This window comes from Caproicibacterium sp. BJN0003, from assembly GCF_026314295.1.
GTDB lineage: Bacteria > Bacillota > Clostridia > Oscillospirales > Acutalibacteraceae > Caproicibacterium.
Genome location: NZ_CP111108.1, coordinates 588,056 through 608,587, shown reverse-complemented (window position 1 = coordinate 608,587; position 20,532 = coordinate 588,056). Strand labels below are relative to the sequence as shown.

General features: G+C 41.8%; 20 protein-coding genes. 4 read left to right on the top strand and 16 right to left on the bottom strand.

Annotated elements, in window-relative coordinates:
* Positions 1-193: 193 nt before the first annotated feature.
* The 3 genes from OP489_RS02980 (at position 194) to OP489_RS02970 (ending at position 3,405) form a co-directional block, all read left to right on the top strand.
* Positions 194-1,375 carry a hypothetical protein gene (locus OP489_RS02980; RefSeq protein WP_266162885.1) on the top strand — a complete coding sequence of 394 codons (1,182 nt, stop codon included), beginning with the start codon at positions 194-196 and terminating at the stop codon, positions 1,373-1,375.
* Between the two features lie 182 nt (positions 1,376-1,557).
* Positions 1,558-2,118, top strand: coding sequence for a DUF5714 domain-containing protein (locus OP489_RS02975; protein WP_266162884.1), 561 nt, complete (start codon positions 1,558-1,560; stop codon positions 2,116-2,118).
* Positions 2,119-2,517: 399 nt separating this feature from the next.
* On the top strand, positions 2,518-3,405 hold the full coding sequence (locus OP489_RS02970) for a helix-turn-helix transcriptional regulator (RefSeq protein ID WP_266162883.1): 888 nt from the start codon (positions 2,518-2,520) through the stop codon (positions 3,403-3,405).
* 478 nt (positions 3,406-3,883) lie between these two features.
* Here OP489_RS02970 and OP489_RS02965 read toward each other — a convergent pair whose 3' ends face one another.
* Complete coding sequence (locus OP489_RS02965) at positions 3,884-5,248, bottom strand: hypothetical protein (RefSeq protein WP_266162882.1); 1,365 nt, start codon at positions 5,246-5,248, stop codon at positions 3,884-3,886.
* A 248-nt stretch (positions 5,249-5,496) separates the two neighbouring features.
* On the opposite strand from OP489_RS02965, the gene OP489_RS02960 reads away from it, so the two are divergent.
* The gene (locus tag OP489_RS02960) at positions 5,497-6,900 is read left to right on the top strand and encodes an alanine/glycine:cation symporter family protein (RefSeq protein WP_266162881.1); all 1,404 of its coding nucleotides are present in this window, start codon (positions 5,497-5,499) and stop codon (positions 6,898-6,900) included.
* A gap of 109 nt (positions 6,901-7,009) precedes the next feature.
* Here OP489_RS02960 and OP489_RS02955 read toward each other — a convergent pair whose 3' ends face one another.
* The 15 genes from OP489_RS02955 to OP489_RS02885 form a co-directional block, all read right to left on the bottom strand.
* Complete coding sequence (locus tag OP489_RS02955) at positions 7,010-7,297, bottom strand: hypothetical protein (RefSeq protein ID WP_266162880.1); 288 nt, start codon at positions 7,295-7,297, stop codon at positions 7,010-7,012.
* Positions 7,290-7,526, bottom strand: coding sequence for a hypothetical protein (locus OP489_RS02950; RefSeq protein ID WP_180341210.1), 237 nt, complete (start codon positions 7,524-7,526; stop codon positions 7,290-7,292). The genes OP489_RS02955 and OP489_RS02950 overlap by 8 nt, the downstream gene beginning before the upstream one ends.
* A gap of 14 nt (positions 7,527-7,540) precedes the next feature.
* Entirely contained in the window at positions 7,541-8,617 is a 1,077-nt protein-coding gene (locus tag OP489_RS02945; protein WP_266162879.1) for a glycoside hydrolase family 25 protein, read from the bottom strand.
* Positions 8,598-8,825 carry a hypothetical protein gene (locus OP489_RS02940; protein ID WP_266162878.1) on the bottom strand — a complete coding sequence of 76 codons (228 nt, stop codon included), beginning with the start codon at positions 8,823-8,825 and terminating at the stop codon, positions 8,598-8,600. Before OP489_RS02940 ends, OP489_RS02945 begins: the two co-directional genes overlap by 20 nt.
* A 9-nt stretch (positions 8,826-8,834) precedes the next feature.
* Positions 8,835-10,118 carry a hypothetical protein gene (locus OP489_RS02935; protein ID WP_266162877.1) on the bottom strand — a complete coding sequence of 428 codons (1,284 nt, stop codon included), beginning with the start codon at positions 10,116-10,118 and terminating at the stop codon, positions 8,835-8,837.
* Positions 10,119-10,262: 144 nt separating this feature from the next.
* The gene (locus OP489_RS02930; protein WP_266162876.1) at positions 10,263-11,351 is read right to left on the bottom strand and encodes a DUF3048 domain-containing protein; all 1,089 of its coding nucleotides are present in this window, start codon (positions 11,349-11,351) and stop codon (positions 10,263-10,265) included.
* 109 nt (positions 11,352-11,460) lie between these two features.
* The gene (locus OP489_RS02925) at positions 11,461-13,179 is read right to left on the bottom strand and encodes an ATP-binding protein (RefSeq protein ID WP_266162875.1); all 1,719 of its coding nucleotides are present in this window, start codon (positions 13,177-13,179) and stop codon (positions 11,461-11,463) included.
* The gene (locus OP489_RS02920) at positions 13,176-13,874 is read right to left on the bottom strand and encodes a response regulator transcription factor (protein ID WP_266162874.1); all 699 of its coding nucleotides are present in this window, start codon (positions 13,872-13,874) and stop codon (positions 13,176-13,178) included. The genes OP489_RS02925 and OP489_RS02920 overlap by 4 nt, the downstream gene beginning before the upstream one ends.
* Positions 13,875-13,885: 11 nt before the next feature.
* Entirely contained in the window at positions 13,886-14,566 is a 681-nt protein-coding gene (gene phoU, locus OP489_RS02915; RefSeq protein ID WP_266162873.1) for a phosphate signaling complex protein PhoU, read from the bottom strand.
* 54 nt (positions 14,567-14,620) lie between these two features.
* Positions 14,621-15,430, bottom strand: coding sequence for a phosphate ABC transporter ATP-binding protein PstB (pstB, locus tag OP489_RS02910; RefSeq protein ID WP_416232468.1), 810 nt, complete (start codon positions 15,428-15,430; stop codon positions 14,621-14,623).
* A 102-nt stretch (positions 15,431-15,532) separates the two neighbouring features.
* Positions 15,533-16,441 (bottom strand): phosphate ABC transporter permease PstA, encoded by a 909-nt coding sequence (gene pstA, locus OP489_RS02905; RefSeq protein WP_266162872.1) that lies wholly within the window; start codon positions 16,439-16,441, stop codon positions 15,533-15,535.
* Positions 16,431-17,342 carry a phosphate ABC transporter permease subunit PstC gene (gene pstC / locus OP489_RS02900; protein WP_266162871.1) on the bottom strand — a complete coding sequence of 304 codons (912 nt, stop codon included), beginning with the start codon at positions 17,340-17,342 and terminating at the stop codon, positions 16,431-16,433. The genes pstA and pstC overlap by 11 nt, the downstream gene beginning before the upstream one ends.
* 104 nt (positions 17,343-17,446) lie before the next feature.
* Positions 17,447-18,388: a phosphate ABC transporter substrate-binding protein gene (locus tag OP489_RS02895; RefSeq protein ID WP_266162870.1), complete on the bottom strand. Its 942-nt coding sequence runs from the start codon at positions 18,386-18,388 to the stop codon at positions 17,447-17,449.
* Positions 18,389-18,573: 185 nt separating this feature from the next.
* Positions 18,574-20,205, bottom strand: a complete 1,632-nt coding sequence (gene groL / locus OP489_RS02890; protein WP_266162869.1) for a chaperonin GroEL — start codon at positions 20,203-20,205, stop codon at positions 18,574-18,576.
* A 30-nt stretch (positions 20,206-20,235) separates the two neighbouring features.
* On the bottom strand, positions 20,236-20,520 hold the full coding sequence (locus OP489_RS02885; protein WP_180341222.1) for a co-chaperone GroES: 285 nt from the start codon (positions 20,518-20,520) through the stop codon (positions 20,236-20,238).
* Positions 20,521-20,532: the final 12 nt, after the last annotated feature.

The window sequence follows — 20,532 nt, the reverse complement described above, 5'->3', positions numbered from 1 at the left end:
AGCAGTATCTGGAAAATCTACATTAATCTATAGGTTAGCATATGAGTTAACGCAAAACGGTATCTTATCATTCCTGTTTAAAACTCAATCACAATATCGAAGTGGATTGTTGTTTGATATATACGGAAAGGTTAAATCTACCATTGTAATTATTTTTGATAATGTAATCGTTGATTATGAGCAATTTTTTAAAATGATTTCTGATACTCAAAATAATCAAATTCCTGCAATATTCATTGCTACATCAAGATATTCTGATTGGGATAATGTTTTCAGTAATTATAATAAAACAAGGTTAGAACCCATCAACTATTATATAGATGTCAAAGATACCCTTGACATTCTTGAAGCACAAAAACTTGTTAAAAAAATGATCGCAAGCAACATATTAAACGTCTCTACAAAATTTGACGAAGAATCTGTTACTAGAAAAATATCTAACAGTCAGAATATCATTGATATATTACTAGAGGTTATTGATCGGTCTGAAAGCGTCACTGATTCAATCTGCTTTGAATATGACAATTTGTCTAATGAAGCAAAATTGGCGGATGGAATTGTTTCGTTAAGTTTCAAGTATGGATTAAAATTACAATGGGGCTTATTAAAGAGGTCTATTGAAAAGCACTATTATTCTTTTACTTGGGAAGATTTTGTTGATAAAATTTTAAATGGAGATGCAAAAGGCAATTTATTTCAAGAAGAAATCCAAGGCGAGTATTTCATAAGCGGCAGACATAGATATATTTCAGAGCTAATTTTGCAAATTCACTATAAAGGAAATTATAGTGAAGAAATCGCTGATATTAAAAGTATCATACAAGCTTCCTCCGGAAATGATTCTGAAGAGCATTTTGTTGGGACACTTATCAATGCGATTTTGCAAAATGATAATAATTACACAACTAAGCAGATTGAAGAGCTGTTAAATTTTGCAATCGATACATTTGTTATAGATGATAATAAAGCTTTTATCAATCACTTAAAAGGAGAATTTTTACTGACACAGCGAAAATATAATGATGCAATTGCTTGTTTCGATACAAATGTGCGAAATAACTTAAACAAAATGTATAGTCTTCATTCAATGGGTAAAGCGTACTATTACTTAGCTAAATCAGAAAATATAACCTCCGGTAAATTTAGAAGTGACATCAATCACGCTAAAAACAAGCTATTTGACGGTATTCAAAAATTTCCCAGAAATGAATACTATTATTCTATGTTATTAACTGTATTTACCTATTTAAAAGACAACGATTGCCTTAGTGAAGAGGATAAAAGAAATATAAAAGTATTGGAAACATTGGCAAGTGAAAATTTAAATATTAAGAATATATCTGATTTGAATAACAAAGTCAAAGACATCATGTAATTATGGCATGAATAAACAAATTATTTATAATCTATTTTTCAACTAAAAAATCACGTTTAATTTCTACAATTTTTCATACCAAGTGTTTCATTTTCTAAGATTTACGGGTATAATGAATGCAATGCAGAAATTCGATAAAATTTGTACCCTATGCTTAAATATGATGTGGAGATGATTAGAAAATGGACTCTACGATGGAAGACCGAGCAAATCTTATTATACAAGCATGTAAAGACTCAAAATCAACAAACCCCTACGAAATTTTTAAAAAAGTAGCATCAAAAGACTTCGTACGCATCCATGGACCGGAGCATCATGTTCTGGATGGAGCATGCATTTTGACAGCATATTATAATGCCGGCGGCAAGATAAACTTGGAAGAAAGTCTTCAAAAACTTATGCACCAAGGTTTACTGATGCCCGGAGCCGTATGTGGCCTATGGGGTGTATGCGGTGCAGTAATGTCCGTAGGTGCCAGCTTAGCAATCATTGACGGTACTGGCCCACTATCAACAGACGGCTCATGGGGAAATCATATGAAGTTCACCTCCAAGGCTTTGGAAAAATTAGCAGAGATCAATGGTCCCCGATGCTGCAAAAGAGACGCATATTTAAGTTTTAAAACAGCCGTTGAATTTATAAATGAAAATTATAATGTAACATTAGAAGTGCCAAATATTAAATGTGAATTTAGTCCATACAATGAGCAATGTATCGGAAAACGATGCCCATTTCATCAATAAAAGCTCGCTATCATTTCTGATTTCGATTTTTTACAATTAAGAAACACCACCGATTATCCAGCAAAGGAATAGTCGATGGTGTTTTTGGCTTTATGTGAAATTTTTTCACATCTAATTCACCTCAAAATTTTGTTATTTCATCAAAATCGTGCCGAATTTTACGAAATCAACAAAACACAAAAAGCCCACCAGTCGCATCATGATTGGGTCTTTCAAAGAAGCCAAGCCTTTCAATAGTTTACATTTCTAGGTTTTAACTCTATCAGGAATGGGGTCCAATTTCTTCAGCTCAGTCATAAAAATTTGAATTATTTATATCATCCATCTTAATAAAGCAAGAATAGTCGAGAAATTCTATGGCGACTTGAATTATACTAACAATGTCAGGAGGTGAAAACAGTGACGGAAAAGATAGAAGCGGTTCAACGAATGCAGGACTATATCGCATCTCACTTATTTGAAAAAATATCTCTGGCTGACTTGGCAGAAGCAGCGCACTTTTCGCCATGGTATGCAGCGCGAATATTCAAAGAATTGGTCCGTTTTTCTCCTGCAGATTATATCAGAAGATTAAAGCTTTCAAAATCTGCACTGCGGCTCAGGGATGAAAACATAAAAATCATCGATATTGCTTTTGATCTGGGTTTTGCCAGCATCGATGGCTATCAAAGAGCCTTCCTCAGGGAGTTTGGCTGTAATCCGAAAGAATATGCAAAAGCTCCTATTCCGCTGCCGCTGTTCACACCCTATGGCGTAAAATTCAGGATGCTATGGAAAAAGGAGAAAATGACTATGGAAAACATTCAAAATATATTTGTACAGGTTATTGAAAAGCCAGCAAGAAAGGTCATCATCAAAAGAGGGATAAAAGCAGAGGAATACTGGAGCTACTGTAAGGAAGTAGGATGCGATGTGTGGGGAATCCTCACAAGCATGAAATCCCTTTGTGGGGAACCGGTGTGCTTATGGCTCCCAGAAAAGTACCGTAAGTCCGGTACTTCAAAATACGTTCAGGGTGTGGAAACCGCGCTCGATTTTGACGGTCAGATTCCGGATGGCTTTGATATTGTTGAGCTTCCTCCGGCAAAGTATCTGATGTTTCAGGGGGAACCATTTGCTGAAGAGAATTATTGCGAAGCAATCGAGGCCGTTCAGAAATCCATGGATAGATATGACCCGTCGGTTATCGGATATAAGTGGGATGAAAAAAATCCACGTATCCAATTGGAGCCTGTTGGAACAAGAGGCTATATTGAACTAAAGGCGGTTCAAGTGAATACAAAATGAGCATCATCAGAAATCGGATTTAAATTGAGCAAACGGCACAGCTAAATATCCTTTAAACCCCGCATGAAAACTATGTTTGTGCGGGGTTCATCTTTTTAGGATAAGTCTTAAAATGAACAAACACCAAAAGAAACCACCCCAAAATTGGGGTGGCAATGTAAAGGATAAATTCACTTAGCAAAAATTACAAAAGCTGCAGCAATTAAAGCAACGGCAGACATAGCTCCAAAAAGAACACATATAATGGCCTCCTTTGTTCATATATTTGCTCTAGAACAACATAATTGTAACAACGTTGTAACCAATTTGCAAACGAAATTTTTCCCAGTTTAAATTCCATTGTAAATCGATAGGAGATGGGAATTATACGGACAACAAAAAGCTTTTAGACAAAGCCTGATTACTTTGTCTTGTATGTTCCGAAAGTTCCCTGATGTAGGTAGAAGCTGCACAGGGAACTTACTTGTGGTATATTCGATTATGAAAGCAAGCAAAAAGCAGTAATAATTCCGGCGCTGATTCCGCAAACAACTGGGATCAGGTTTTTTCGTGCTAATTCTGTTGGTTTTACATTGCAAATTGCCGCAACTGGAATAACGCCCCATGGAATGATAGTTCCGCCGCCAATCCAAATGGTAATAACCTGCCCAAGAGCTGCCAATGTAGCTACATTAGCACCCGTTGCAACAGAAAACGTCTGCGCAATTGAACCTACCATAGGCAACCCAGAGAAGCCAGAACCATCCAATCCTGTAATTGCCGCAACGGCAGATTCAATCAGAATTGTTGGTGCACGCCCTACTGGGACCGCATTTGTCATTGCAATTCCAATATCGCTCAAAATCCCAGGTGCATCTTTTCCCAATACCTTTGCAGCAAATTCTCCGTTCCCCATAAAAAAGAGTGCTGCGATCACGATGACCGGTGCAAAAATAGAAATTGAAAATTTAAATCCATATTTGATATGATCCGTGATTTTTTCCAGAGAAGAAAGAATGTCTCCATTAAAGAGCATAATAATTACCATAATAATGAGAGCCGTCCCACCAACAAGAGCGGTCGCATCTTCTCCAACAATTTTAAATCTCAACATTACAACAATATCAAATAAAAATGCAGCTGGTGTAAGGACCGCAATCACATAGGCAAATTTCGACGGATGATTTTCATTGTCTATTTTTGATTCTGATAAAACCTGCGGTTCCTTTTTCATGTCTCGTAAAAACATAACATAAGAGACGATAACCGTTACAATGCTGACAGCCGCCCAAATTGGAATGGAAGCGGTCATTACTTGCGTCACCGAAATTCCGGCAGCTTTTGCCGTAATTGATGGAGCTCCCTGAATAAAGAAGTCACTGGAAAGTCCAATGCCATGGCCAAAAATATTCATGGCAACGGCAGCCCAAATTGCCGGAAGTCCCGCATCAAGCGCAACCGGAAGCAACAAAGCTCCAATGAGCGCAACTGCTGGTGAAGGCCAGATAAACCAAGAAAAAATCAGCATTACACAGCCAACCAAAAAAAATGCTGGCTTTCTAGTATGAATCATATGCTGCAGCGGGCGGATCATAATTCTGTCAGCGCCCACCATTTCCAAAGACTTTGACATAGACATAATTAGCGAAATTACAATAATAATTCCGATAAATTCCCCGGCAGATGATACAATGGCACGATAAAGCATTTGAACTGCCAGAATAAAATTATGACTATAAGCGAAGCAGATCGCAAAAATCCCAATAATACAGGGAAGGACGATCTCCTTTTTCTTTAGCAGAGCGGCAATAATAAAAAGCACTGCGGCAATATAAATAATGTGCAGTGTTCCTAATTGAGCCATCTAAGATTCCCCCTATCACGCCATTATATGGATTTATGCTCTTAGATGATTTTCTTTCTTAAATTTTTTTCTCTTTTGGGGACTGTATTTTCTCAGCCAAAATTTTGAACCTATATTTTCTAAAAAGAAAATTAGCTTGACGAATTTCTCAAATTTGCTAAAATAGAACTAATATTAATTCAAAACTTTGAGCTGAATGTAAAATTCACTTTAAAGCTATGAATATAATGAAACAGGGAGGAAAATTTATGATGCAAATTTTGGACGGGTTGGACAGTTTTCTTTATTATCCAATATTGATTATTGTCTTGCTCGCGGCAGGTCTTTTTTTTAGCTTTCGAACGCGTTTTGTTCAGCTTCGCATGTTCGCGGAATCCATTCGGGTCGTCTCAGAAAAGCCTGCAAAAGAAAATAGTGTTTCTTCTTTTCAGGCTCTAATGGTATCTACCGCTTCCCGAGTCGGTACTGGTAATATTATTGGTGTTTCCACAGCGCTTTGCCTTGGCGGTCCCGGTGCAGCCTTCTGGATGTGGGTAATTGCATTGATCGGTGCAGCCTCTGCTTTTATTGAAAGCACACTCGCTCAGATTTTCAAACGCCGTGATGAAAATGGAGACAGCTACGGCGGCCCTGCTTATTACATTGAAACAGCACTCCACAATCGTGGTTTGGCACTTCTTTTTGCTGTTTGCTTAATCCTTACTTACGCTGGTGGATTCAACATGCTTGCTTCTTATAACCTGCAATCCACTTTTGCAATCTATAGCTTCTATGATCCCACTTCTACTCCATGGATTATTGGCTTTGTACTTGCCGCTCTTGTTGCATGGTGTGTGCTGGGCGGCGGAAAACGAATTGTAAAAGCGACCAGCCTGCTTGTACCAATTATGGGCCTTCTCTATGTAGCAGTTTCTTTAATTGTCTTCTTCGCGCATCTTAATATTATCCCTGATGTTTTTGCCATGATTTTTGAAAATGCTTTTGATTTCAAATCGATCTTTGGCGGAATTGCAGGTTCCTGCATGATGTACGGAATTAAACGTGGACTTTATTCCAATGAAGCCGGTGTAGGTTCTGCTCCAAATGCAGCAGCCGCTGCCGATGTTTCTCATCCTGTCAAGCAAGGACTTGTGCAGGTCCTTTCCGTCTTTATTGATACACTTTTACTCTGCACTGCAACCGCTCTGATGTGCCTCTGTTCCGGCATTACACCAACCAAAGAGCTTGCTGGTGCCCCCTATGTACAACAGGCTGTTTCGAGTGTTCTCGGCGGATTTGGCCCCATTTTTGTTACAGTTGCAATGGTACTTTTTGCCTTTACAACACTTTTAGGAAACCTTTTCTATGTAGACAACTGCCTTACCTTTATTCATCGCAAAATCCCCAGCAAAAAATTCATGGTTGGATTCCGTCTGTTCTGTTCTTTTATTGTTTTGATCGGTGCAACTCTGCCAATGGCAGCTGCATGGGATCTTGCCGACATTATGATGGCAATTATGTGCATGATTAATCTCCCCGCCTGTGTGGCGCTGAGCAACGTCGCCGTTAAAGCATGTAAAGACTATGAAAAGCAAAAAAAGGCCGGAAAAAATCCGGTATTCCATGCTGCAGATGTTGGTCTAAATCCTGATGATTTGGATTATTGGAAATAATCCCTCCTCATTTATGTAAAATAAAAAAGTGCAGACTTTTTGCCATTATAGACAGAAAGCCTGCGCTTTTTATTTAACTAATAAAGTCTTTCCTATTTCACAATCAATTTTATGATTTTCCTTTTGTTCTAACAATCGCCTGATAGGCTCCGTTGCTGGAAGTTGAGACCAATACCGCATTAAACGGAATCAAAGCCCAAACCGTCCATGGCTGCAAAAATCCTCCGGTGGCCGCCGTAGAAATCAGCAGCACAAAGAGCGCGATTAAATAGCTGAGTCCCTGCGTCGGCATTTTACTCAGTGCCCCAATGTTTTTTAAAAACTGCGTCAGCAAACTCGTTACAGCTGCCGCGCCCACAAACGTTGCCAAAAAATCCCAGCTTAAAAATTCAGTCATGTTCATCATGATCCTCCTTATCCTCCAAATCACTAATTCTGTGATTTGCAGCTTTCATCTGTTCTTCCAATCTATAAGTACGCTCAACGACCTGATTATGTTTTGCGACTTTCTCCTCCAATTTCTGCAAACGAAAATCCACCAATTTATTGGCGGCTCGAATTCCGCTCCAGCTACCGACCGCTGTTCCCAAAAAAGCGATCAACGCAACTACTACTTCGGTTGGCATTCCCATCACCTCCTTTATCGGACCGTGATCTGGAATCGGTCAATTTTTTCTCCAAAGCAGCCCGCATAACCGTCTTGACCATTTTTTATTTCGTCATCCTGTTGCCAGTCATAATAGTCGCCGTTGAGCGGAGAAACCCGATAGCAAGCTTTTTTGTAAGGCCGAATGAAATTAGGCGTCTCATAATAAACAGCCACTGCATCAATCGGTGTGCCGTTTCCTGCATATCCATTTTCAAAGTCATCCGTATCATAACCACTAACTTCAGGCAGCCAGTTTCCATCTTTTGTATGGACTCGATATCGAACAGACCCACAGTTCACTCCAACAGCAAGATCAGTGATTGCCTGCCCCTCGATTCCGGCAAAATCCGAAAGATTATTTACTTCCGGCAACCAACCGCTTTCTTGAGTCCTTACACGATATTTTATTCTAATTTTTTTCATTTCAGAAGAGGGAGACTGCGTCGAGACCGATGCTGTGCTATTTTCGAAATTTGAATAAGCAATATTGGTATCAATATTGCCGCTGCAGCCTGCGACAGAAGTTCCTCCAAACTGCCAAAGTGCACAGGGAATACTTGGCAAATTAACATCATACTGTGCAAACCATAAAGGATAACTTGCTAATTTATTCATATCAAACCAATTCCGGCAGTAATCCAAATTTGAATAATTACCTGCTTGATATCCAGCAGAAGAAATTGCACCTAAAAATGTAATCGCCATATTGGTAACAAGCATCTTATCCGGCTCAACTCCCTGTTCTCTGGAATAACGAACGGAATCATATTCGTAATCAAAAAAGACAGGCCATGTAATTTTATCTTTATACGGAGCGATAACAGTTTTACAAGTTTCCGCTTCTTTTTGCGCATCCTGAACAGAAGTTGCATAACTGAACCAATACACGCCGACTGGAATCCCTGCATTGATTGCCCCCTGCATATTTCTATCAAAGGATTTATCTTTTTGACTGATATCATTACCATAACCGGCACGGATAATAGCAAAGTCGATTTCATCATTTTTTACAGCGTTCCAATCAATAAAGCCATTATGAGCACTGACATCAATCCCTTTTAAACTCATTTTGAACCTCCAAAACATTTTGTACTTTTTTCATTGCGAGTTGCAATTGCATAATTGGGTCCGATTCTTGCTGTTCTTTTATTTCAGCCAATTCTGCATCCGTATATTTTGTAAAAACCAAATCACCATCGGAATTTTGCAAATATCTTCCTGTGCTGAAATTAGGCATACCAGTAATCAGATTTCCACTCTCATCTAAAATTCTCATGATTTCTCCTTATCCCAATAAAAATCTAGGGCGCAACCATTGATAATTTGCAACATTGTTTCGACCAAGTTCTCCGCTGTCATTGACAACCACAAAAGTGGCAATATTGACGATATTTCTCAGCCAATACATATGTCTAATGCAAATTTTATCAGGGGAAAGTCGGAATAATGGAAGTTGTCCGTAAGCAATTCCGATATTAAAAGGATATCCAGACGTATTAAGTCCAAATGCACCACACCCTGCAACCTCTTCAGAGGCCATAAGACCGACTTTGCTGTCATACCATGACCAATCAGAAGGAATATTGGAAGAAATAGAATTTACAAACAGTTCCCGAAGCGTTAATAAATGCGTTCCAAATGCAGTGCTGAGATATCCAGCCCATAACGGTAACGTATCAGTATACATCTTGCTGCCTACATACCCGCCATCTATAGTCCCAGTGTCACTAATTGGATAAGTGCCACAAGCTGCATCTGGAACTACAACGATATGATGCGTAGTCAGTGCAATATTTCCTCGGTTAAGATAAGAGTCACACCCAGCAACACGCAGCACATAACTTGTGCCGTTGATCATTTTCGTAAAATAATCCCCAACAAAAATATCGTCAAAAGTTCCATTTGCAATATTGGTATACATGGAGCCGTCAGCCTCGTTCGGACTAATGTCTTTCCCTCGATAAACGCTGTTATGATAGCCGGAGTTTTTGAAAACTGCAGTATACTCCATTGCTTTATCTGCGCTGGCTTCTGCCACTATTTCGCTGGATTTTGCATTTTGTTCCGACTGTGCCGCCGCTGTTGCTGAAGTAACAGCCAGCTGCAGATCTTTCGCCGCAGCATTAGCCCCTTCTGCAGCTTGATTTGCGCTCTGAGTTGCTTTTTTAGTCTCAGAAATCAGTTGATACAAAATCGGAACTTCTCCATCGTCAGGAATCGCTTCATCAATTTTGCAGGGAAAGACCCGCAGAATCAAATTATCAACCCGCAGATCATAAGCTTGGGGTTTCACAATCTGAATCCAACATTTTAAATCTCCAGGATATCTGCATGCTTCATTCGTCAAAGTAACAGATGCTAAATTTTCGGAGATTGTCATCGGAAGCTGCAAGACTTTATCTTTTTCGGAAATATAAAACATTGCTGTTGTTCCAGAAAGATCAATTTGCTGACCATCGGGTGCATCAATTTCTATCTGATATGTTCTTGCATTGTGTTCTCCCTGAAACGCACGGAGAATTTTTGCTGTCCCTCCTCCGTCCGCAGAAATTTTTATTTTTTCATTCATGTGGCTGCACCACTCCTTTCACTCCTCCGAAAAAAAGCGCTTTAAATTCGCCTTTTGGGGCAAAAAAGAAAAAACATAATAAAAAAGGCCCGTCGAAGTACAGATTTCTCTGTCCCTCGGCGGGTCTTACTAATTTTTTATTTTTCAGGAACAAGTAACATAGCCCGGATAATTGAGCGCAATATAGGTTTTTCCGCGGTTAATTTTCAGTTCTTTTCCACTGTTGTCATAAAACTTAAGATAATCATACTCTCCGGTTTTCTCCCATGTAATCGACTGTACCATTCCGTCAGAGAGATAATAACCTTTATAGGTTCCCTTGCCACCCTTCCAGTTTACACTTTTGTGGCCGGTATTGTCCATCTGTGAAATGTCTGTTTCCAAAACGATCACATTTGTAAAGCTTAACTGTGCCCCGGTAACTCCATCGACATGTGGCTTTCCATTGTGCTGTTTTAGATAAGTTCCAGTCTTTGAATCATAGGTAAAGGTGCTAAAATAATCCCCCTGGCCAAACTGCACATTCATCTTTGTACAAGCATTGCCATCAGGCTTTATTAAATTCGTCCCCGACTGGAATGAAAAAGCCGCTCCAGTTTTTTCCGACTTCAAATCCGTACGTACACCATTTTGTTTTAAAGCGGCAGCAAGTCCGGTCCCATCAAAATAGCCTGTATGTTCCAAACTCATCCCACTATTTAAACGAGCCTGATCTCGTCCATAAAGCCCGTAAGTATTTTCTGTGCCATTAAGATCGTCAATATCCAATGTATTCAATACCTGCTGTGCCATTCCAGGATCCTGCCCCCAATGCACATAAAATGCATCAAAGCCGACCGCAAGAATTGGATAATAGTATCGGCAGCTACGCAAAGAACAAATTTTGGGTACCTTTGTATAATCGCCATACATTGCCATCAGACGAGTAATATTATCCTCCACTGGAATCTCAAAAATCACATCGGCATCAGAAACTCCATACTGCGGCAAAGAATCCACCAGATTATTTACCATCACCGCCACGGGGCGTTTTCCGACCGCTCCATCCGTTAGAGTACCCAGCCCTGTTAAAAGATCCATATTTTTGGGATTTTCTTCGTTTTGAGATTGCGAAGAAACAGACGCAGAGGAAGCCGGCGCTTCCGGAGCAGAGGAGACCGGAGTTGTCTGTCCACAACCAGCCATCAGCAAAGTTACAGCCAGTGCCAAGGCCAAAGTTTTTGCATTTTTCATAAAAATCTCCTTCCCTAAAAAACATATTAAAGGTATTGTATCATATTTTCTAAAAAAAGGAAGGATTAAAAGGGGAAATATTCCAAATGTATTTTTAATGAAATGAAAGCTACTTTGCAATGGGAAGTGTCACCGTAAAGGTACTGCCTTTTTCCGGTACACTTTCTACACTAACTGTACCGCCATATAAAACCGCTAGGTGTTTGACGATTGAGAGACCCAATCCGGTACCACCGATTTCTCTGGAACGAGAAGCATCTACCCTATAAAACCGCTCAAACAAGCGCCCAATATGTTCCGGCGCAATTCCAATCCCAGTATCCTTTACATTGATCACAACCATGTTTCGCCTCAAAAGTCCATCGACACTGACCGTTCCGCCTTTGCGGTTATATTTAATTGCATTCTCGACCAGATTAGAAATCATCTGTTGAAGTCGTGTAGGAGAAAAGCGGACAATCGCTTTGGGATCAACATGATAGCTGAGCTGCACCTCATTCTGCTTAGCCGTCTCCGAAAGGCGTTCCACCACTTCTTTTACCGCTTGTTCTACAGAACACATTTTTGCAGAAGGATCTTCTTTTGCATTTTCAATTTGGGAAAGTGCCAACATATCGTCAATCAAATGCTGCAGCCGCTGTGTCTCCATATCCAGCACATCGTAAAAGTAGGCACGGGTTTTTTCATCCCGGTCAGCGCTCTTTAAAAGCTCAATACTCCCCCTGATTGCAGTCAGTGGCGTTTTTAGTTCATGGGTAACATTCGAAACAAATTCCGTGCGCAGCTGCTCCAATTGTTTCATCCTGGTAACATCAGAAATGACCGCTAAAGCGGTATGTCCATCATCAACCCGAACGGCATAAACGGTCAGCTTCTGCTCTTCTTTCTGCCCGCTCAGTTCCTGACGAACTGCTTCTCCGCTTTCCATCGCACGGTGCATCAGATGTCCAATATGAGCTAAGAGAAGACTGCCTTCCATCTGACCACCAACTGCAAGGTGTGGAATTCCAACCAGCTCTCGGGCACGTTCATTTAAAAACTGTACTTTATCTTCTCGATCAATCGCCAAAACTCCGCTGTCCATGCTATCCAAAAGGCCCTCCAGCTGATTTTGGTTATGCCGCTGCGCCTCCATCGCCTGCTGTGTACTTTCGGCCATCTTGTTGAAAGAACTTGCCAAATCCCCTACTTCGTCTTTTTCGGTTACTTTAACGCGGCTCGAATACTCCCCTTTAGCAATCTTTCCTGCAGCCTTTGTCAGTTCTTGTAAGGGGCGTGTTGCATGGGAAACCATTGCTCCAGTAATAAACAGGACCAGCAGAACCCCCAGTGCAATACTGAATGCCGCTGTTTTCCAGAGTCCCAAAATCTCCTGATCAATTTGAATGGTGGGCAGAGCTGCTCTTAAAATAACGCCGCTTTGTAAAGAAATTGCTTCATAATAATAGCTTTGATGAACTGTCGCGCTCATGCGAGTATCCGTTCCGCGCCCAAACTCTCTTGCAGCTTTTACTTCCGGACGATTCGCATGATTTTCTAAAATTTCTTTTTGGGTACTATCCCCCAGCACTTGTCCGTCAGAAGAGATAATGCTGATGCGCATCTCATCTCCATTTTCGCTGAGCTGTTTTCCGACTTCCTGTGCAATTTCCTGTGGGTCCTGCAAAATTTTATCCTCTTCGGCAGACAAAACAGAAAGCGCCGTTGAGACCCTCTGCGAAAACATTTCGTGATAACGCTGCTGCACTTGAAAAGCAGAAAACAGAAACGCCGCAGAAAATGCCAAAACGACTGCAATACTATTTAAAAGAATCAGTTTTTTCTTCATGAGTGATCTCCGACAAATTTATATCCGACCCCGCGTACTGTAATTAAGTATTGAGGGCTGTCCGGATTCTCTTCAATTTTCTGCCTCAAATAACGCATATGAACATCGACCGTGCGAGTATCCCCGAAATATTCCACACCCCAGACCTTATCAAGCAGCATGTCTCTAGTAAGCACTTTTCCGGTGTTTTGCATTAAAATACAAAGAAGGTCAAATTCCTTTGCTGTGAGTTCAATCACTGTTCCACTCTTTTTAACTGTATGACGTGAAATATCGACGGAAAGACCGCCTTCTTCCAAAACCTCTTCCTCGTTTTCTTTGGAATCATTCACTCTTCTGAGAATTGCCCGCACTCTTGCGCAGAGCTCTTTAATTCCAAACGGTTTTGTCACATAATCATCGGCACCCATTTCGAGTCCAACTACCTTGTCGATTTCTTCTCCCTTAGCAGTCAGCATTAAAATCGGGATTTTTCTCCATGATTTCTCTTCCCGCAGCCGCCGGCATACTTCCAAGCCATCCATACCCGGCATCATCCAATCAAGGATAATTGCATCCGGTTTTCTCCGATTCATTCCTTTTAGAAGGCTTTCCCCATCCGAAAATTCCGCAGTCTCAAATCCTGCGTCTCTTAGGCCAAAGGCTACTAATTTTCGAATATTCATCTCATCATCGACAACATAAATAAGTGCCATAACTTCCTCCGTTATTTCCCGTCAGGAAGCTCCTCTTCTCCATTGAGGTCCGGATGCTCCCCTGTTCCCCGATAGATCACCCATTCTGCAATATTCGTCGCGTGGTCTCCCATCCGTTCAATATACTTAATAATAAAAAGAAGATCAACTTCTTTCATCACTTGTTCCGGATTTTTAGAGATAGAAGCGCAAATTTCCAGAACCAGTTTTCCAAATGCAGAGTCGACTGCATCATCTTCTTTGCAAACCGCCTTTGCTTCTTCCAAATCGCCGCTTAAAAAGACATTCATCGCTCTTTGGAACATCGACTGTGCCATTCCCATCATCTGCACCACATTATTGATGAGCAAGCTGTTGGGATCAAGTGTCCCTGTCTCTAAAATTTCACAGATATCGGCGCACTGATCGGCCTCGCGTTCCATATCGGTCAAAATTTTGAGGCAGGCGGCAATCTCCCGCAGATCATGAGCTAAAGGCTGCTGCATTGCAAGCAGATTCATGCAAAACTTTTCGTTCTCCTGCTCCAAAGAATCAATTTCCCGATCTCCCAAAACGACCTGCTGGGCCAACTCCGAATCATCTGTTTTCAGCACCCGGATCGTCTTTTCGATTCGGTCGCTGATCATAAGAGCCATTTGTATCATTTGTTCATTAAGTTTTTTAAGTTCCTGATCGAAATATTTTCTGGGCATAATTCGGTCTCCTTTTGTATCATACCATATTTTTATAAAAACGCGAGCAAAAAATCAGCCAAATCTTCCTGTAATATAGCGTTCTGTGCGTTCGTCCAAAGGATTATTAAACATATCCATTGTATTGGAATACTCCACAATTTCTCCCAGCAGGAAGAAGGCTGTATTATCGGCAATTCGTCCTGCCTGCTGCATATTGTGCGTAACGATAATCACAGTATATTTTTTGCGCAAATCGCCCATTAAATCTTCAATTTTCAAAGTGGAAATCGGATCCAATGCACTGGTGGGTTCATCCATCAAAAGGATATCCGGCTCCACTGCAAGTGCACGAGCAATACAGAGCCGCTGCTGCTGCCCGCCGGACATTCCCAGTGCACTCTTTTTCAAGCGATCCTTTACTTCGTCCCACAAAGCGGCCTGTTTTAAACTGGTCTCTACGATTTCATCCAGTTTCTGCTTTTGCTTGATTCCATGAATCCGCGGCCCATAAGCAATATTATCATAAATAGACATTGGAAACGGATTTGCTTTTTGAAATACCATTCCTGCACGTTTTCTTAAAAGAGTGACATCCGTGTGGGAATCGTAAATATCTTCTCCGTCGATCGTGACTTTCCCGGTAATTCTGCAGCCGGGCACCAGGTCATTCATTCGATTGAGCGTTTTTAAACAAGTTGATTTTCCGCAGCCGGAAGGCCCAATAAATGCCGTTATTTTGTTGGCTGCAATGTCCATATTTACATTTTTGAGCGCTTGAAAAGACTCTTTTGCACTTTCATAATAGAGATTCAGGTCATGAATCCCCACCTTAATATTTTCGATTCCGCAAAGATTCCCATAAACTGTCTCATGGGAGTTCATGTCGGCTGTTTCTTTTAGCTGCCATGTTTCCTGTCTTTCGTCTACTAAATCGACCAAAGCAGATGTTTGATTTACGATATTCTCCATCATTTTATTTCTCCTTTATTTGGAAGAGCCGGTCGCTTTTTCATCAATTTTTCGGCTGAGGATCCGTGCCAACAGGCTAAACAAAAGAACCATCAAAATTAATACAGCCGAACAAAAATTTGCAATTTGTGTTGCATTTGCAGCAATGGATTCCGTACGGGAAGCCCAAATCTGTAAAGCCAGCGTTTCACCAGGGCGCATGGGATTGAGCGGGCAGGTCGGAGAAGTCAGATCCCAGTTGCTCCAGTTGATATCCGTGCTCATCCCTGCCGTATAAAGCAAAGCGGCAGCCTCACCGAATCCCCGTCCGGCAGCTAAAATAATGCCGGTCATAATGCGCGGAACACAGGCGGGTAAAAGCATATGCACGATCGACTGCCAATGAGTGGCACCAACCGCAAGAGAGCCGCTTTTATATTCTCCGGGCAGTGCCTGAAATGCGTCCACCGTGGTCGACGTAATCAGAGGCAGGCAAAGAATAGAAACAGAAAAAGCACCTGCCAAAAGGTTCCAGTGCTGATGAGTCATCACAATAAAAACGAGATATCCGAAAAGGCCAATGACAATAGAAGGCAATGAAGAAAGCGTCTCGACGCACATCCGGATAAAACGAGTCAGCTTCCCATCTTTTGCATATTCCGCAAGATAAATCCCCGCAAATATGCCGATAGGGACACTGATTAAAAGAGACAAAAACACCAAATAGATTGTATTAAAAAATTGATTTCCAATTCCCTCTGCCGTAAAAGAAAGCAAACTGCTGTCAAAATTCGAAAAGCCCGAAATCAACACATCCAGTAAAAAAGCGGCCAGCAAAAGCAGGAAGAAGCCCGCTACCACATAAAACAGTCCGGTCATAAGTCGATCTGTTGTGCGGCATTTTCGGCTAAAACGATCCAATTCGTTTTTTGAATTATTGTGCATTGATTTTCTCCTTTCTGCTTGAAATCAAATGAATCAGAAAAATAAAGAGCAGAGAAATCAGGAAAAGCAGCAGCGCCATTGTCCAAAGTGCCGTATTATATTCTCCGCCCTCAGCAGCACCTCCCATATTAGAAGCGATTGTCGCGGTAAGGTTTGAAGTCGGTGAAAAAATCGATTTTGGAAAAGCTTTCATTTGGCCGATCACCATCGCAACTGCAAGAGCTTCTCCAAAGGCGCGTGCAAGGCCGAGAATAATTCCTGTCAGGATTCCGGACCGTGCATTGGGGACGACAATTCGATAAATGGTCTGCCAGCGTGTGGAACCCATCCCATAGGCCGCTTCCCGATAACTGTCCGGGACGCTTTGAATTGCATCGGCTGCCACTGTTGTAATGGATGGAAAAATCATCACTGCCAAAACGATTGCAGAAGCAAGGACGCCATATCCCATTGGCTGATGAAAAACCGTTCGAATTGTTGGGACTAAGACGGAAAGTCCGACCCATCCATAAACGACAGATGGAATTCCGACAAAGATTTCAATGGCCGGTCGAAAAAAATTTTTCCCAAAATCCGGCGCAATTTCGGTAATAAAAATTGCAGAGACTAAGCTAAAGGGGACCGCAATCACCAGCGCCAGTCCACAGGTAGCAAGTGAACCAACAATAAAGATTGCAGCACCGACGTGACCGCCTCCTATAAAATCATCCATCGGACTCCAGTTTGAGGAAAAAAGAAACTCACTAACCGAATGTTGATATTGGACAAAGGTTCCTATTCCCTTTGCAGAAAGAAAAATTCCGATTGCAAAGGTTACTGCAATCATAAAAACGCCGAAAATAGTTACAACGGTTCGCCCTGCATATTCCTTTCGGATATGCCCCGAAATTCTTTTATTCATAAAGCACTCCATTTTATATGTGAAAAGTTCAGACGAACAAATTTTCCGTCTGAACTTTCCGATTCCAATTTGTTTAAAAGCACAAATTTTTATTTTGAAAAGCCTTATTTAGCTGCAGCATCACGGCTGGAGGTAACCGATGAATCCATTTTAGCAGTAATACCATAACCAAGTTGTTCCATCTTCTGGCCGTACTCATCCGAGCAAATAAAGTCGAGATATTCTTTTACTGCACCGGTAGCTTCCCCTTTGGTATACATGTGCTCATATCCCCAAACCGGATATTTTCCGTTATAAGTGTTTTCCAAAGTTGGTGCAGCTCCGTCGATTGCAACCGCTGTTACCTGATTTGCATTGTCTCCAACTAAATAGCTCAGTGCCACATATCCGATGGCCCCTTTATTTTCTTCCACCGATTTCATAAGAGTACCGGAATTATCGGTTTCAAGTGCAGCATTGCTGGCTTCCTGATTGCCATTTAGTGCATATTGCGTAAATAAAGCTCTCGTTCCGGAGGTAGTCGGACGGGTCACCAGCACGATCGCTTCATCTGGGCCGCCAACGTCTTTCCAGTTGGTGATTTGAGCGGTAAAAATAGAAATCAACTGTTCTTTTGTCAAGTTTGTAATTCCGACATCCTTGTTAACAATCGGCGCCATTGTAACAACGCAGACTTTATGATCCACCAATTCTTTCGCCTGATCAGCCGTTAATTTCGACGCGGCTTCAACATCGGAATTTCCGATGTTGACGGATCCATCAGAAACCTGCTTTAATCCGTCTCCGGAGCCTCCGGCATTCAGGGTAATTGAAACATTTGGATATTTCCCTTTGAATGCCTTTGCAGCATCCTGTGCCAACGGCAAAAGGGCGCTTGATCCAGATCCTGTAATGGTTCCGCTAATATCCGCCGCTCCTGATTTTGACGCTGTAGTGCTTGCTGCTCCAGAAGCTGTACTGCTTCCCGATGCAGTGTTTTGACCGCATCCAGCTAAAGTAGAAGATACCAGTAAAACCGATAATATAAAGCCAACCATTTTTTTCATAATCGCTTTGTCTCCTCGTTTTTTTATTTTATTATTTTCCTTTTGTACGATGCTATTCTATCGATACAATGTTAAAACGAAGTTAAATGTAATTTAGAACTCTTTAAAAAGCAAAAAAACTCCGGCAGCTATAAAAAGCTGTCGGAGTTTTTTAATCAATGAGAATTTATTTCATGGTTTCAAAATTAGTACATTCCGCCGCCCATTTCAGGTGCAGCCGGAGCAGCTGCCGGAGCAGGCTCTTTCTTATCAGCAACCAAAGACTCGGTTGTCAGAACAGTCATTGCAACAGAAGCAGCATTCTGCAGAGCAGAACGGGTAACCTTTGTCGGGTCAACGACACCAAAAGTAATCATATCGCCATATTCGCCGGTCAAAGCATTATATCCATAACCGGTCTTATTCTCACGGCGAATATTTTCAACGATAACGGAGCCTTCTACTCCTGCATTCGTTGCGATCTGACGAATCGGCTCTTCCAAAGCTTTGAGGACAATAGAAACACCGGTCTTCTCGTCTCCCTGTGTCTTCTTGAGCAGTTTTTCGACTTCCGGAATTGCATTGATCAGAGCAACACCGCCGCCTGCGACGATGCCCTCTTCCACAGCTGCTTTGGTAGCGGCCAGAGCATCTTCAATGCGGAGTTTCTTTTCCTTCATTTCAATTTCGGTAGCAGCACCAACCTTGATTACTGCAACGCCGCCAGCTAATTTTGCGAGGCGCTCCTGCAGCTTCTCACGGTCGAAGTCTGAAGTTGTCTTTTCAATCTGAGCACGGATCTGATCAACGCGAGCTTTAATCTCTGCACTGTCGCCGTTGCCGCCAACAATAATTGTATTCTCTTTGTCGACTTTCACCTGACGGGCACGACCCAGCATAGAGAGATCAACATCTTTAAAGTCAACGCCCAAATCACTGGAGATCACTTTGCCACCGGTCAACGTTGCAATATCCTGCAGCATTTCCTTGCGGCGATCGCCAAAGCCTGGGGCCTTAACGGCACAGCAGTTTAAAGTGCCGCGCAGTTTATTAAGAAGCAGGTTCGTCAGAGCATCGCCCTCAACATCATCCGCAATAATCAGGAATTTCTTGCCGGTATTAACGACTTTCTCAAGCAACGGCAGAATCTCCTGGAAAGAAGAAACCTTCTTGTCGGTAATGATCAAATAAGGATCATCCAAATCAGCTACCATCTTGTCGGTATCGGTGACAAGATAAGGAGAAACATAGCCGCGGTCAAACATCATGCCTTCTACAACTTCGCTGTAGGTTTCGGCAGTCTTGCTCTCTTCGACTGTGATGACTCCATCATTTGTAACCTTTTCCATAGCTTCGGCAATCAGTTTGCCAACTTGCTCATTACTGGAAGAAACCGTTGCAACACGGGCGATATCGGCGCTGCCGTCAACCTTTTTGCTGTTTTTCTTAACAGCGGCAACTGCCGTATCAACTGCGGTCTGCATTCCCTTACGAATGACCATTGGATTGGCTCCTGCGGTTACGTTCTTCATGCCCTCACGAATCAGCGCTTGTGCAAGCAGCGTTGCAGTGGTGGTACCATCGCCTGCAACATCATTTGTCTTTGTAGCAACTTCCTTAACGAGCTGAGCACCCATATTCTCATAAGGATCGTCCAACTCGATCTCCTTGGCAATTGTTACACCATCATTGGTGATAAGCGGTGCGCCGAATTTTTTATCCAGCACAACGTTGCGGCCCTTGGGGCCTAATGTAATTTTTACCGTATCGGACAACTGATCAATGCCGCGCATTAAAGCTTTGCGGGCATCTTCTCCATAAATAATCTGTTTTGCCATTCTTGATTCCTCCAATTATGATCAGATGAATTATTTTACTACAGCTAAAATATCAGACTGACGAACAATGGTATATTCCTGTCCATCCAGTTTGATCTCAGTTCCGGAGTATTTGCTGGTGATCACACGGTCACCGACCTTAACTGTCATTTTAACTTCTTTTCCATCGACAACGCCACCAGGACCAACTGAAATTACATCGGCAATCTGGGGTTTCTCTTTTGCGGAACCAGAGAGAATAATTCCACTCTTTGTGGTCTCCTCTGCTTCTTCCATTTTGATAAGCACGCGGTCAGACAAAGGTTGAATCGTCATGACACAAAGCCT